The organism is Cryptosporangium phraense, assembly GCF_006912135.1.
Taxonomy (GTDB): domain Bacteria; phylum Actinomycetota; class Actinomycetes; order Mycobacteriales; family Cryptosporangiaceae; genus Cryptosporangium; species Cryptosporangium phraense.
The window spans coordinates 1-13,068 of sequence record NZ_VIRS01000026.1 but is presented as its reverse complement, the minus strand read 5'-3'; the positions used below and the strand labels follow the sequence as shown (position 1 = coordinate 13,068).

Annotated in this window: 12 protein-coding genes and 2 pseudogenes; 13 read left to right on the top strand and 1 reads right to left on the bottom strand. The window is 70.2% G+C overall.

Annotated elements, in window-relative coordinates; translation table 11 throughout:
- Nucleotide 1 precedes the first annotated feature (1 nt).
- The 13 genes and pseudogenes from FL583_RS29365 to FL583_RS29310 all read left to right on the top strand — a co-directional run bounded on the left by FL583_RS29365 (nucleotide 2) and on the right by FL583_RS29310 (nucleotide 11,343).
- A complete protein-coding gene (locus FL583_RS29365) occupies nucleotides 2–376 on the top strand; it encodes a hypothetical protein (RefSeq protein WP_142708104.1) in 375 nt (124 codons plus the stop codon).
- Nucleotides 370–1,048 (top strand): annotated as a pseudogene (locus tag FL583_RS43140) (sodium:solute symporter family transporter); the annotation flags it as partial. The gene FL583_RS29365 and the pseudogene FL583_RS43140, both read left to right, overlap by 7 nt.
- 125 nt (nucleotides 1,049–1,173) lie before the next feature.
- Nucleotides 1,174–2,079 (top strand): annotated as a pseudogene (locus tag FL583_RS43135) (sodium:solute symporter family transporter); the annotation flags it as partial.
- 205 nt (nucleotides 2,080–2,284) lie between these two features.
- On the top strand, nucleotides 2,285–3,046 hold the full coding sequence (locus FL583_RS29355) for a class I SAM-dependent methyltransferase (protein ID WP_170323927.1): 762 nt from the start codon (nucleotides 2,285–2,287) through the stop codon (nucleotides 3,044–3,046).
- 29 nt (nucleotides 3,047–3,075) lie between these two features.
- Nucleotides 3,076–3,624 carry a DoxX family protein gene (locus tag FL583_RS29350; RefSeq protein ID WP_142708101.1) on the top strand — a complete coding sequence of 183 codons (549 nt, stop codon included), beginning with the start codon at nucleotides 3,076–3,078 and terminating at the stop codon, nucleotides 3,622–3,624.
- Nucleotides 3,625–3,766: 142 nt separating this feature from the next.
- On the top strand, nucleotides 3,767–4,225 hold the full coding sequence (locus tag FL583_RS29345; RefSeq protein WP_142708100.1) for a DUF485 domain-containing protein: 459 nt from the start codon (nucleotides 3,767–3,769) through the stop codon (nucleotides 4,223–4,225).
- Nucleotides 4,222–5,931: a solute symporter family protein gene (locus tag FL583_RS29340; protein ID WP_142708099.1), complete on the top strand. Its 1,710-nt coding sequence runs from the start codon at nucleotides 4,222–4,224 to the stop codon at nucleotides 5,929–5,931. Before FL583_RS29345 ends, FL583_RS29340 begins: the two co-directional genes overlap by 4 nt.
- A 138-nt stretch (nucleotides 5,932–6,069) precedes the next feature.
- Complete coding sequence (locus tag FL583_RS29335; RefSeq protein WP_142708098.1) at nucleotides 6,070–7,044, top strand: UDP-glucuronic acid decarboxylase family protein; 975 nt, start codon at nucleotides 6,070–6,072, stop codon at nucleotides 7,042–7,044.
- A 116-nt stretch (nucleotides 7,045–7,160) separates the two neighbouring features.
- Entirely contained in the window at nucleotides 7,161–8,285 is a 1,125-nt protein-coding gene (locus FL583_RS29330; protein ID WP_142708097.1) for an LCP family protein, read from the top strand.
- Between the two features lie 204 nt (nucleotides 8,286–8,489).
- Entirely contained in the window at nucleotides 8,490–9,050 is a 561-nt protein-coding gene (locus FL583_RS29325) for a hypothetical protein (protein ID WP_142708096.1), read from the top strand.
- A 59-nt stretch (nucleotides 9,051–9,109) separates the two neighbouring features.
- Nucleotides 9,110–9,454, top strand: a complete 345-nt coding sequence (locus FL583_RS29320) for a rhodanese-like domain-containing protein (protein ID WP_142708095.1) — start codon at nucleotides 9,110–9,112, stop codon at nucleotides 9,452–9,454.
- A gap of 79 nt (nucleotides 9,455–9,533) precedes the next feature.
- A complete protein-coding gene (locus tag FL583_RS29315; protein ID WP_142708094.1) occupies nucleotides 9,534–10,397 on the top strand; it encodes a glycerophosphodiester phosphodiesterase in 864 nt (287 codons plus the stop codon).
- 91 nt (nucleotides 10,398–10,488) lie between these two features.
- Complete coding sequence (locus FL583_RS29310; RefSeq protein ID WP_142708093.1) at nucleotides 10,489–11,343, top strand: DUF5926 family protein; 855 nt, start codon at nucleotides 10,489–10,491, stop codon at nucleotides 11,341–11,343.
- Here FL583_RS29310 and FL583_RS29305 read toward each other — a convergent pair.
- Nucleotides 11,330–12,538, bottom strand: coding sequence for an arginine deiminase (locus tag FL583_RS29305; protein ID WP_142708092.1), 1,209 nt, complete (start codon nucleotides 12,536–12,538; stop codon nucleotides 11,330–11,332). The two genes, FL583_RS29310 and FL583_RS29305, sit on opposite strands and share 14 nt — an antisense overlap.
- Nucleotides 12,539–13,068 lie beyond the last annotated feature (530 nt).

Genomic DNA, 13,068 nt, shown 5'->3' with positions numbered 1-13,068 from the left:
GATGGAGGAGACGACCAGCCCGCAACGCGTCCGGATCGTGCTGGGCGACGAGGCGCAGTCGCGCCGGACGCCGGTGGTCCGGGCCGAGTTCGACCAGCAGACCGGCGTCGGCGAGGTGCTCGTCCGCGGTCTGGTCCGAGCGCAGCTCGGCCTCGCGGTCCGGATCGCCGCGCTGGTCTCGCTCTCGCTCGGGTCGCTGCCGCTGCTGTTCGCGTTGGTGCCGGCGCTGGCCGACGTGACCGTGCTGGGCGTCCGGCTGCCCTGGCTGCTGCTCGGCGTGGCCGCATACCCGGTGTTCGTGGCGGCCGGCTGGGTCTACACCCGGGGCGCCGAGCGCAACGAGCGGGACTTCGTCGAACTGGTCGAAAGATCGTGAACCCCACCGGGCTGGTCGCGGTCGTCGCGGTGACGTTGGCCACGATCTCGCTCGGCCTGTACGGCGTGCGGCTGGCCCGGACCACCAGCGACTTCCTCGTCGCCAGCCGGGCCGTGAGCCCGACCTGGAACGCGGCCGCGATCAGCGGCGAGTACCTGTCGGCGGCGAGCTTCCTCGGCATCGCCGGGCTGGTGATGAAGAACGGCCTGGACATGCTCTGGTACCCGGTCGGCTTCGCAGCCGGGTACCTCGCGCTGCTGCTGTTCGTCGCCGCGCCGCTGCGCCGGTCGGGTGCCTACACGCTGCCCGACTTCGCCGAAGCCAGGCTGCGCTCGCCCCGCTTACGGTCTCTGACCACGGCGTTCGTCGTCTTCATCGGCTGGTTCTACCTGGTGCCGCAGCTGCAGGGCGCCGGGCTGACGCTGGGCACGGTGACCGGGGCGCCGTACTGGGTCGGCGCGGTCGGGGTGGCGATCGTCGTCACCGCGAACGTCGCCGGCGGCGGGATGCGCTCGATCACGTTCGTCCAGGCGTTCCAGTACTGGCTGAAGCTGACCGCGATCGTGTTCCCGGTCATCGTCCTGCTGATGGCGTGGCAGCACGACCAGCGGGCCGACCTGGCGCCGCCGGGCGCGCCGACGTTCCGGGTGGCCACCGACGTCGAGGTCCGGACGCCGGTGAACGTGCAGGTCACCGACCCGGTGTCGGTTCGGATGGACGGTTCGATCGACGATCGGGATCAGGCCGGGGCCGTCTTGTTGAACCCCGGCGAACACAAGATCGGGCCGGGCACGATCACGTTCCCGGCCGGCGCCGATGTGCCGCACCTGGTCGGCCTGGCCACCCGGCAGGGCGACTCCTGGCTGCTCCCGTCGACCACCGGCGAGACCGCGCTGTTCGGCGTCTACTCGCTGATCCTGGCGACGTTCCTCGGGACGATGGGGCTGCCGCACGTCCTCGTGCGCTTCTACACGAACCCCGACGGGGCGGCCGCCCGGCGCACGACGCTGGTCGTGCTCGCGCTGCTCGGCGGCTTCTACCTGTTTCCGGCGATCTACGGTGCGCTCGGCCGGATCTACACCCCCGAGCTGTTCATGACCGGCAACACCGACGCGGTCATCCTCGTGCTGCCCGGCGCGATGCTCGGCGGGGTCGCGGCCCCGCTGGTCGGCGGGCTGGTCGCGGCCGGGGCGTTCGCCGCGTTCCTGTCGACCGCGTCCGGGCTGCTGGTCTCCGTGTCGGGCGTGCTGGCCACCGACGTGTTCGGCGCGCGGGGGCCGGCCGGATCGGTGACCGTGTTCCGGTGGGCCGCGGTGCTGGCCGGCGCGGTGCCGACCGTTCTCGCCCTGCAACTGCACGGCCTGGACGTCTCCCAGGTCGTCGGGCTCGCGTTCGCGGTCGCCGCGTCGAGCTTTTGCCCGCTGCTGGTGCTCGGCATCTGGTGGCGCGGGCTGACCGACGTCGGGGCCGCGGCCGGTCTGCTGGTGGGTGGCGGCGCGGCGGCCGTCGCGGTGCTGCTCGCCGTCGCCGGCCCGCCGTTCACCGGGTGGCCGGCCGCGCTGGTCGCGCAACCGGCCGCGTGGACCGTTCCGCTCGCGTTCGCGGTGATGGTGACGGTCTCGATGCTGACTCGTCGACGAGTACCGGCGGACGTAGGGGCAACTATGCTTCGTCTGCACGCGCCAGAGTCGTTACGTCACTGATTGTTGGGGACGTTCCACGATCTGCCGGATCGTTTCGAGGAATTGCCACCCGTACCCCAAAATGGTGTTCTCGGCCCCGGGGCAGGCCCTTCCGCACCGCAGCCGGCAGACGCTATACCCGAACCATTCAAAAGTCGTGGCGACCGCACGACCTGAGAGGACGGGCACAATGCACCGTTTCCGTGATGCCACCCAGGGTGGATCCGTGCGGCGCACCGGCCGTTCCCACTTGTCCGAGGGGATCCGCGCGCAGCACGACCCTCTGACGGCCGGGCTGCCCTGGTACGGCTGGCTGTTCGACCGGATCCTTGCCCACACTCCCGACGTCGCGGCCGTGCTCGAGGTCGGGGCGGGCGCCGGCCTGCTCTGGACGTACAACTACGACCGGCTGCCGATGGCCTGGTGGGTCTGGCTCACCGACCTCTCGCCGGACGTCGTCACCGAGCTACGCAACGCGGTCGACGGAGCCCCGCAGGTCACCGTGACGCAGGGGGAGTTCGCCGACCTGCCGCTGGGCGACTCGGCGTTCGACACCGTGGTCGCCAACCACCTGCTCGAGGTACTCGACGACCCGTCGCAGGCGCTGGGGGAGTTCGAGCGGGTGTTGCGCCCGGGCGGCTCGATCCTGCTCGCGGCCGACGGCCCCACGCACCTGATCGAGCTCGACCGGCTGCTGGCCGGCCGGGTCGAGGGCTGGCGTCCGCTGGAGGTCCCGCGGTACCACCTCGGCAACGCGACCACCGCGCTGGCCGAGCGGTTCGCCGGCGTGCGGCTGGAGCGGTTCTCCGAGGGCTTCCGGCTGGCCGACGCGGACGCGGTCGTCGGGCTGCTGGGCGCGGTGTGCGGCGCGCAGCTCTCCGCCACCCACTCCCGCGAGATCCGCGCCGAGGTGGCCGCCGTCATCGAACGCGACGGCCACTTCCACTTGACGACCGACACCGGCCTATTCGTGGCGACCGCGCGTTAGATCGTCGCTGCGCGGGCATTCTGGGGGGCATGACTCCAGTACGGTTCGCGGCCCGGGCGTTGCTGGGCTACACGTTCGTGCGCGGTGGGTACGCCGCGCTGCGCAATCCCGGCGAGTCGGCGGACGCCGTGCGCCCGCTGGTCGAGCGGGTCTCGACCCGGTTCCCGCAGGTGCCGAAGGACCCGGCGACCGTGGTCCGGGCGACCGCGGCCGCGCAGATCCTGAGCGGCGTCGCGCTCGCGACCGGGCGCGCCCCGCGGCTCTCGGCGCTGCTGCTCGCCGGCACGCTGGTCCCGGGCGGCGGTCTCCTGCCGCACCGCGGCGAGGACGCGACGCCCGAGACCAAGGCGCGCCAGCGCGCCGAGCTCGAGAAGAACCTCGCCGTGCTCGGCGGGCTCGTGCTGGCCGCGGTCGACACCGAGGGCAAGCCCGGCCTGTCCTGGCGCGCCCGGCGAGCCGCGCGCGACGCCCGGAAGGCGACCGAGCACGCCGCCAAGACCGCCCGGCGCAGCGCCCGCTCGGCCCGCAAGTCGACCGAGCTCGCGGCGAAGTCGGCCCGGGAGAAGCTGCCGGTCTGACACCGACCGTCCGGCGCTGTGACGCACGCCACTGAGCGCATCCGTGTGACCGCTCGCCGCAACTAGCTGCACGAGCGGCGTCCGGACCGGTCAAGCACCCTTAGCGTGCGGGCACCCACGACCCCTCCGGGGAGGTGCCCGCATGTCCACCGATGTCCAACCGACGGACGCCGAAGTTCCAGACGAGCGTGGCCGACGAGCCATCGCCATGCAGGCGAGTGACGAGTTCGCCCAGCTCCGCCACACCATTCGCCGGTTCATCTTCCCGATGACCGCGGCGTTCCTGGTCTGGTACCTGCTGTACGTCGTGCTGTCCGCCTATGCGCGGGACTTCATGGGTACGAAGGTCGTCGGGAACATCAACATCGCGTTCGTTTTCGGCATCCTGCAGTTCGTCTCGACGTTCCTGATCGCCTGGCTCTACTCCCGCTACGCGGCCCAGCGCTTCGACCCGCAGGCCGAGAGCATCAAGGCCGAGCTGGACGCCGAAGCCGGCACGGCTGCGGTCGACCCGGCCGACGCGCCGCCCGCGACACCCACGCCCGCCGCCACCGCGCCGGCCGAAGCCGACGTGACCAAGGACGAGGGGGCCGCCAAGTGAGCGCCGACGCGATTTTCGCCGCCGAAGCCAGCGGCACCAGCTCCGGCGCCCGGACGCTGACGATCGTCCTGTTCCTGATCTTCGTCGCGGCCACGCTGGCCATCACGATCTGGGCCAGCCGCCAGACCCGGACCGCCACCGACTTCTACGCCGGTGGACGCGGGTTCTCGGGCTTCCAGAACGGGCTTGCGATCGGCGGCGACTACATGTCCGCCGCGAGCTTCCTCGGCATCGCCGGCATCATCGCGCTCTACGGCTACGACGGCTTCCTGTACTCGATCGGGTTCCTGGTCGCCTGGCTGGTCGCGCTGCTGCTCGTCGCCGAGCCGCTGCGCAACTCGGGCCGGTTCACGATGGCCGACGTGCTCTCGTTCCGGATGCGTCAGCGTCCGGTGCGCACGGCGGCGTCGCTCTCCACGATCGTCGTCTCGATCTTCTACCTGCTGGCGCAGATGGTCGGCGCGGGCGCGCTGGTCGCGCTGCTACTGGGCATCAAGGCCGGCGAGACGTTCCTGGGGATGACCGCCGACACCGCCAAGATCCTGACGATCGTCCTGGTCGGCGCGCTGATGATCGTCTACGTGACGATCGGCGGCATGAAGGGCACCACCTGGGTGCAGATCGTCAAGGCCGCCCTGCTGATGACCGGGGCCGCGCTGATGACGGTGCTGGTCCTGTGGAAGTTCAACTTCAACCTGTCGTCGCTGCTCGGCCAGGCGGCCGAGGCGTCCGGCAAGGGATCGGCGTTCCTCGAGCCGGGCCTGCGCTACGGCGTCGAGACCGCCGGCGACGCCGGCAAGACGCTGACCAGCAAGCTCGACCTGATCAGCCTCGGACTGGCCCTGGTGCTCGGCACCGCCGGCCTGCCGCACATCCTGATCCGCTTCTACACCGTGCCCACGGCGCGAGCGGCCCGGACGTCGGTCAACTGGGCGATCACGCTGATCGGCATCTTCTACCTGATGACGCTGGCGCTCGGCTTCGGTGCGGCGGCCCTCGTCGGCGGCAAGGCGATCGCGGCCCAGGACGCGGCCGGCAACACCGCGGCCCCGCAGCTCGCCGAGGAACTGGGCAAGGAGTACGCGGGCAACGGCGGTGGGGCGGTGCTGCTCGCGGTCATCGCCGCGGTCGCGTTCGCCACGATCCTCGCCGTGGTCGCCGGCCTGACGCTGGCGTCGAGCTCCTCGCTCGCGCACGACTTCTACGCGAACGTCGTCAAGCGTGGGCAGGTCAGCGAGCGTCAGGAGGTCAACGTCGCCAAGATCGCGGCGTTCGTGATCGGCGCGATCTCGATCGTGCTGGCGATCTTCGCCCAGCAGCTCAACGTGGCGTTCCTGGTCGCGCTGGCGTTCGCGGTGGCGGCGTCGGCGAACCTGCCGGCGATTCTGCTCTCGCTGTTCTGGAAGCGGTTCAACACCACCGGAGCGACCGCCGGCATCTACGGCGGCCTGATCGCGGCCGTCGTACTGGTGTTCTTCTCCCCGGTGGTGTCGGGCAAGGGCGTGAACGCGACGACCGGCAAGAGCCTGTCGCTGTTCCCGGCCGACGTCGACTTCCACTGGTTCCCGCTGGACAACCCCGGTCTGGTCTCGATCCCGATCGGGTTCGCCTGCGCGATCATCGGCACCTACCTCTCGAAGGAACGGGACGACGAGAAGTGGGCCGAGCTCGAGGTCCGGTCGCTGACCGGCTCGGGCGCCGTGTAACGAAGCCAATTTCCCGCCGGCCGCCGACCGACCCCTCCACCCCTCCGGGCCGGTCGGCGGCCTCCAAGACTTAGCTCTCACGTCCCTGGGTACCCTTGCCGGAACCACAGCTGACACACCCGGGGCGGTCGCGCGCAGATGGCACAGCGGTACGGAACCGGTTACCGGACATTGCTGACCGGCGGTGCCGGGTTCGTCGGCTCCCACCTCTGCGACGCGCTGCTCGCACGGGGCGGCGAGGTCGTCGCGGTCGACAACTTCGTCACCGGCAGCCGTCAGAACGTCGCCCACCTGGCCGACGAGCCCCGGTTCACGCTCGTCGAGGCCGACGTCGCCGAGGGTCTGCCGGTCAGCGGTCACTTCGACGCCGTGCTGCACTTCGCCTCGCCGGCGTCGCCGACCGACTTCGAGAAGCTCGCCTTCGAGGTCATGAAGGTCAATTCCGCGGGGACGTTCCACAGCCTCGACGTCGCCCGTGAGCAGGGTGCCCGGTTCGTCCTCGCGTCGACGTCCGAGGCGTACGGCGACCCCGAGGTCCACCCGCAGCCGGAGTCGTACCGGGGGAACGTCAACCCGATCGGCCCGCGGGCGGTCTACGACGAGGCGAAGCGGTTCGCCGAGGCCGCCACGGCCGGCTACCGGCGCATCTACGGCGTCGACACCGGCATCGTCCGCATCTTCAACACGTACGGCCCCCGGATGCGCCCGGACGACGGCCGGGCCATCCCGACGTTCGCCTCCCAGGCGCTGGCCGGGGCGCCCATCACCGTGCACGGCACCGGCGCCCAGACCCGGTCGATCTGCTACGTCTCCGACCTGGTCGACGGCATTCTGGCGATGCTCGACTCGGACCAGCCCGGACCGATCAACCTCGGCAGCGAGCACGAGCTGACGATGCGCGAACTCGCCGAGACGATCGTCGAGCTGGCCGGTTCGGGGTCGACGATCAGCTATCTCCCGCGTCCGACCGACGACCCGGAGCTGCGCCGTCCGGACCTGACCCGGGCCCGCGAACTGCTGGGGTTCGCCCCGTCGGTGGGCCCGGCCGAGGGTCTGCGCCGCACTCTCAACTGGTTCACCGAGACTGTCCGAGGTACGACAGCAACGCTCTGAGCTGGGAAAACGAGCTCCTGGACGACGGTGCACCGTCATCTGCGCAACACTCCCGCTCGACGGCCGTCTATACGCTGAATCTCGTCCGAGCACGCGAAAGACGAGGAGCGTTTCCTGTGTCGCGCACCGAACCCCCCGCGTCGAAACCACGCGTCACGCGCGGCAACGTCTACGGCACGCCCGGCGGGACCGGCCGGGCCTACGCTCCCGGCGCCCCGCGGAAGAAGCCGCGCTGGGGCCGCATCGCGCTCGTCGTCGTCGGCGTGGTGGTTCTGATCGGGCTGGCCGCGGCCGGCTGCGGCCTGGCCTACGTGAGCAACCTCGACGACAAGCTGCACCGCACCGACGCGTTCTCCGGCCTCGGTGAGCGGCCCGGCAAGACGGTGGACGGCACCCAGAACATCCTGTTCCTGGGCTCGGACTCGCGCGACGGTGGCGCCTACGACCCGAAGGCCAAGCCGAACGCGAACGAGGGCACGGTCAAGAACGAGCGCAGCGACGCGATCATGGTGTTGCACATCCCGGCCGACCACAAGAAGGCGTACCTGATCTCGATCCCCCGGGACACCTACGTCTTCGTGCCCGAGCTGAACGGCCACGGCGGCCAGAAGGCCAAGATCAACGCCGCGTTCGCCTGGGGCGGTATCCCGCTCACCGTGAAGACCGTCGAGAACTTCACCGGCGTCAAGATCGACCACGTCGCCAAGATCGACTTCAACGGCTTCAAGAAGATGACCGACGCGGTCGGTGGCGTCGACGTGACCGTCGACAAGACGGTCAAGGACCCGCGCAGCAAGCGGACGTTCAAGGCCGGCGTGAACCACCTCGACGGCGCGGCCGCGCTCGACTACGTCCGGCAGCGGTACGGCCTGCCCCGCGGTGACTTCGACCGGGTGCAGCGGCAGCAGATCTTCCTGCGGGCGCTGGCCCAGAAGGCCACCGACACCGGCACGCTGACCAACCCGGTCAAGCTCAAGAACTTCCTGGACGCCACGACCGAGTCGCTCACCGTCGACAACGGCTTCTCGCTGAAGGACATGGCGCTGGAGTTCCGCGGCCTGCGCCCGAGCGACATCACGTTCATCACTTCGCCGCACCTGGGCTCGCAGAACGTCGACGGGCAGAGCGTCGTGGTGTCGGACAAGGAGAAGGCGATCGCGCTCTGGAGCGCGGTGGAGAAGGACGACGTGGCCGACTGGCTGGCCGCGAACCCGGCCAACAACGCAACACGCGGTAGCTGACCGTGATGAGGGCCCACGTACGTGGGCCCTCGCCGGTTCAACTAATCAACCGAACGCATCGACATTTCGGTCGTACGCCTAGCTGAGCCCAGCTAACTGCCAGATGTATCCGCGAAAGCTGTACTCGGCGTTACCCGATTCGTTACAGTACTGCCGTCCTGGCAAGCACCTGACAGTCGCCTGAGAGGACGCGCGAAGTCAATCGTGGGTAGGCACGCGAACGGCGATACGCCGACCGGAATTCTGTTCACCAAGCCCGAGGACCCCAAGTTCCGCCGGGCTGCGGGTGGCCGGAAGACGGGCAAGATCCCTCGGATCGCTCCGTCCGCCGACACCGGATTCCTCCCCGCTCAAACGACGGGCAGCATCCCGACCGGGAACATCCCGGCGGCGAGCACCGCGGTCATTCCGGCTCAGCGCCGTGAGCCGGCGATGGCCGGCTCGGTCGCCGCCCCGGCCCCGCGAGCCGCCGTCCGCGTCTCGATGGCGCCGCCGATCCCGCGCAGCGGGCCTCCGATGACCGGGCCGCGCTCGGCTCCGATGGAGCCGCCGACCGTCCGGGTGCCCAGCAGCCCGAGCCCCAGCAGCCCCAGCAGCCCCAGCAGCCTGAGCAAGGTGCAGCTGAGCCTGCCGATGTGGACGAAGGTCTGCCTGGTGCTCGGCGCCGTGCTGCTCGTCGTCGGCTTCGGCGGCCTGGCTGCCTCCTACGCGGTCGGCCAGCACGCAGACCCGAGCAGTGCGGGAAGCGAACTCATTCGCCGCTAAATCCGGCCCTACACCCCCACCCGCCCACCCGAAGCTCGAGCTGCGCCAGAATCATGGGCATGGTGCAGCCGATCCCCGCCGATGTTCCCGACGTCCACGCCGACTCGATCGGTGACGACGTCTACCTGCTCGACGTCCGGGAGCAGGACGAGTGGGACGCCGGCCACGCACCGCACGCCCACCACATCCCGATGCGCGAGATCCCGGGCCGCCTGGCCGAGGTGCCCACGGTCGGCGACGTCGTCGTGGTCTGCCGGGTCGGCGGGCGCTCCGCGCAGGTCGCCGCGTACCTCGCCGCCCAAGGTTGGGAGAACGTCGCCAACCTCGACGGCGGGATGCTCTCCTGGGAGGCCACCGGCCGGCCGGTCGTCGCCGACACCGGGCTACCGGCCCGCGTGCTTTGAACCCTTTGTTCACGAAGAAGTGACGTAGCGTTTCCTTCCGCCCTCGTGTCGGGAGCGGCGGGTCGGTTATCTTTCGCCCGTGCACTCCGACGGCCCACTGGTCGTGGCCCATCGAGGTTCTTCATATCTGCTGGCCGAGCACACGTTGGCGGCCTACGAGAAGGCGCTCGCCGAAGGTGCGGACGGTCTCGAGTGTGACGTCCGCCTGACTCGGGACGGCCACCTGGTCTGCGTCCACGACCGTCGTCTCGAACGGACGTCCGACGGACGCGGACCGGTCAGCGAACGGTCGCTCGAGGACCTGAACTCGCTCGACTTCGGAGCCTGGAAGGTCGACCTGCCGGAGTCCGCGGACGACCTGGTCGCGGCCGGCCGCGACCTCGACTACCGCCGGCCGGTCGTCGACGACGACAAGGTCCGGGACGCCCAGCGTCGCGTGCTGACGTTCGACCGGCTGCTCGAGCTGTTCGTGGACTCCGGGCGGAAGGTCCAGCTCTACGTGGAGACCAAGCATCCGACCCGCTGGGGCGGCCTGGTCGAGCAGCGGGTCGTGGCCAGCCTGCGCCGGTTCGGCCTGCTCGACGAGGTGCGCACGCCCGACGTCGAGACGTCCCGGGTCGTCGTCATGTCGTTCTCGCCGATGGCCGTGCGACGCCTGCGCGAGCTCGCGCCGTCGCTGCCCGCGGTGATGCTGTTCGACGGGATCCCCCGGCTGTACCGCGAGGGCACGCTGCCGTTCGGCGCGACGATCGCCGGGCCGGGAGTCCACGTGCTGCGGTCGCGGCCGCGGTTCGCCGAGCGGATCCACGCGGCCGGCAACAAGCTCTACGTCTGGACGGTCGACGAGCCGGCCGACATCGAGTTCGTGACCAGCCTGGGCGCCGACATGATCGCGACCAACCGGCCGGCCCGCCTCCTCGATCACCTGCAACGCACGCCCTGACGCCGCGCCGATCACGGAGACGGGATCGAGGCGCGGGACGCGGCACCGTAGGCTCGCTGCCGACCAAGGTGTCAGCAACGAGGAGTGGGCCGTGGGCAAGCGGGGACGCCGCGAAGGCCGGCGCGAGAAGACCAGGGACGTGTTCGTCGGGCGTCCGTTCGAGGGGTTGGCCACCGAAGCCGAGTGGGTGGCGCTCCGCGAGCTGGTGCCTGCGGCGACCGCACCCCTGAAGTTCGCCGAGCACCCGGACCGTCCGGTGATCCTGACGACCGTGCTGCCGATGGCCCTTCCGGCGCTGGTCAAGCCGGACGGCCGGATCTTCCTGTCGGTGCAGATGCCCGCGCGCTCGGGCGACCTCAGCCGTGACCTCGCGGCCGTGCTCGAGGACGCGTTGGTCGTCGAGCCGGGCAACTACGTCGGTGCCTCCGGCCTGCCCGGACCGGGGCCGCGCCTGCAGGACCTGCTCGCCGACGACGGGGCGCTCGACGTCACCGTGCACGACACGTTCGACTACTGGCTCGACGATCCGCGTCCGGACGATCCGGAGGTCAGCTCCAGCCTCGAGCAGGCGAACGCGTCGATCCTGCCGACGGTCGCGGTGCCTTCGGCACCGGCCGCCTACTGGTGTCAGGTCGCCGAGAAGGCGCACCTCCGGTGGGTGCTTCCCGAGCCCGAAGACACCGCTCTGGACGCGTTGGCACGCCTGCAATCCGCGGGCGATCTGGCGCTCGGCTCGTCCGGGCGGTACGTCGGCGCGTTCCGGGCCCACGGCCTGCTGGCGCCGGTGTGGGACCTGCCGCACGACCCCGAGGCGTCCGAATACGAACAGCCGCTGGCCGACCTGGCCAAGCGCTACGCGGACGCGGTGTCGGTGACGGACCCGCTGACGCCGGCCGAGCGCCGCGCCCGCGACGGCCTGAGGGGCCGGCAGCTCACCCTGCGCTGAGCGGGTCGCGGACGATCGGGCACGACATGCACCTGGGGCCGCCCCGGCCGGAGCCGAGCTCGCTGCCGGGGATCCGGATCACCTCGATGCCGGCGTCCTCGAGCTGGGCGTTCGTCTCGACGTTCCGCTCGTAGGCCACCGCGAGCCGGGGGGCGAGGCAGAGCGTGTTGTTGCCGTCGTCCCACTGCTCGCGTTCGGCGGTGACCGGATCGAGGCCGGTGGGGATCACGCGCAGGCGTTCGAGCCCCATCGCCTCGGCCGCGGCCTCGAGGAACGGTCGCGGTCCATCGACCCGGGGCTCGCCGGTCTCGCCCCTGGTCAGTCGGTAGGCCATGAGCGTGTCGGCGACCGCCGGGTAGGCGACGACCGCGTCGAGGTCGACCATCGTGCAGACGGTGTCGAGGTGCATGGTCGCGCGCTGCTGGGCGATCGGGACGGCGAGGACCGTGTGAGTGGTCTTCTCACTGAACAGCCGGGTCGCGAGTCGCTCGGCGCCGGCGGGCGTCGTCCGCTCCCCGACGCCGACCGCGACGACGCCGGGGGCGAGGAGCAGGACGTCGCCACCCTCGAGGGGTTCGAGGTCCCGTCCGTACAGAGACGACGAACCGGCGAACCGCGGGTGCCAGCGGTAGATCGTCCCGGTGATCGCACTCTCCCGGAGGCGGGCGGGCATGGCCATGCTCGTGACCGCGGCCGCGTCCCGGATCCAGACGCTGGAGTCTCGGGTGAAGAGCGTGTTCGGGAGCGGCTCGAGCACGAAGTCGTGCTGATCCATGAGCTGGAACGTCAGGCCGGCGCCTCCGCCGAGCTCGTCGTGAGCCAGCCCGGCGATCACCGTGGCCGCGAGCCGTTCGGCGTCCAGGTCGTCGAGGTGGGCGGCGACCCGCCGGCGGAGCGTGTCACCCCATCGGCGATCGCTGAGCAGCACCTCGGTGATGTCCTTCCGGGCCCCCGGATCGACCAGCGCCTCGGCCAGCAACTGATCGACGTAGAGCACCTCGACGTCGTGCGCGCGCAGCGCTTCGGCGAACGCGTCGTGCTCCTCCTGGGCGCGGGCGACCCAGGGAATGCCGTCGAAGAGCAGGGAGCCGTTGTTGCGCGGGGTGAGGCGACGAAGCTCCGGGCCGGGCCGATGCAGCATCACGGTGCGGAGCCGACCGACTTCACTATCGACGTACGGGCGTGATTCAGCCATGCCCGCAGGCTATCCACAGACGACCCGCACGGCGCTGACCAGCCGATTTGCAGATGGCTACGAGGCCTGCCTAAAGTTCAACCCGTCGCCGGGAGCGAATCGAAAGGTTCACGAGCGCGACGCGGACCGGAAACCTACCGCTGTAGGTGAACGATCCGGCGGGCGGTTGCTGAAACTACTCCGAAGTCAGGGGTTGACGAAGCGAGACCGACCGAGCTAGGTTGGAGGGGTTGCTGCGGGCGGAGCGGCGCGGACGAGAGTCCAGCGCGACGCGAATCCGACCGAGTGCAGCCAACCAAGAAGAAGTAAGCCTCAGCGAAGCCTTAGCGGGCGGGACTGATGCGCGTGTGTTGTTTGAGAACTCAACAGTGTGTTTGAAAGTTAGTGCCAAGTGTTTTACCTCGTGCCCACGTTGGTGGGTTCAAGGTTCCTTTGGTTGCACACTTTCTTCGGAAAGGTGTGCTGCTAGGTATTTGATTCTCTAAAGGCAAAACCGCTGACAGCCTTCGCCGGCTGGCGGTTTTATCGAA

What these genes read in the sequence shown, in the direction of transcription:
- FL583_RS29365 (WP_142708104.1), top strand. Translation starts at nt 2, where the DNA reads ATGGAGGAGACGACCAGCCCGCAACGCGTCCGGATCGTGCTGGGCGAC.
- FL583_RS29345 (WP_142708100.1), top strand. Translation starts at nt 3,767, where the DNA reads ATGTCCACCGATGTCCAACCGACGGACGCCGAAGTTCCAGACGAGCGT.
- FL583_RS29305 (WP_142708092.1), bottom strand. Translation starts at nt 12,538, where the DNA reads ATGGCTGAATCACGCCCGTACGTCGATAGTGAAGTCGGTCGGCTCCGC.
- FL583_RS29335 (WP_142708098.1), top strand. Translation starts at nt 6,070, where the DNA reads ATGGCACAGCGGTACGGAACCGGTTACCGGACATTGCTGACCGGCGGT.
- FL583_RS29320 (WP_142708095.1), top strand. Translation starts at nt 9,110, where the DNA reads ATGGTGCAGCCGATCCCCGCCGATGTTCCCGACGTCCACGCCGACTCG.
- FL583_RS29350 (WP_142708101.1), top strand. Translation starts at nt 3,076, where the DNA reads ATGACTCCAGTACGGTTCGCGGCCCGGGCGTTGCTGGGCTACACGTTC.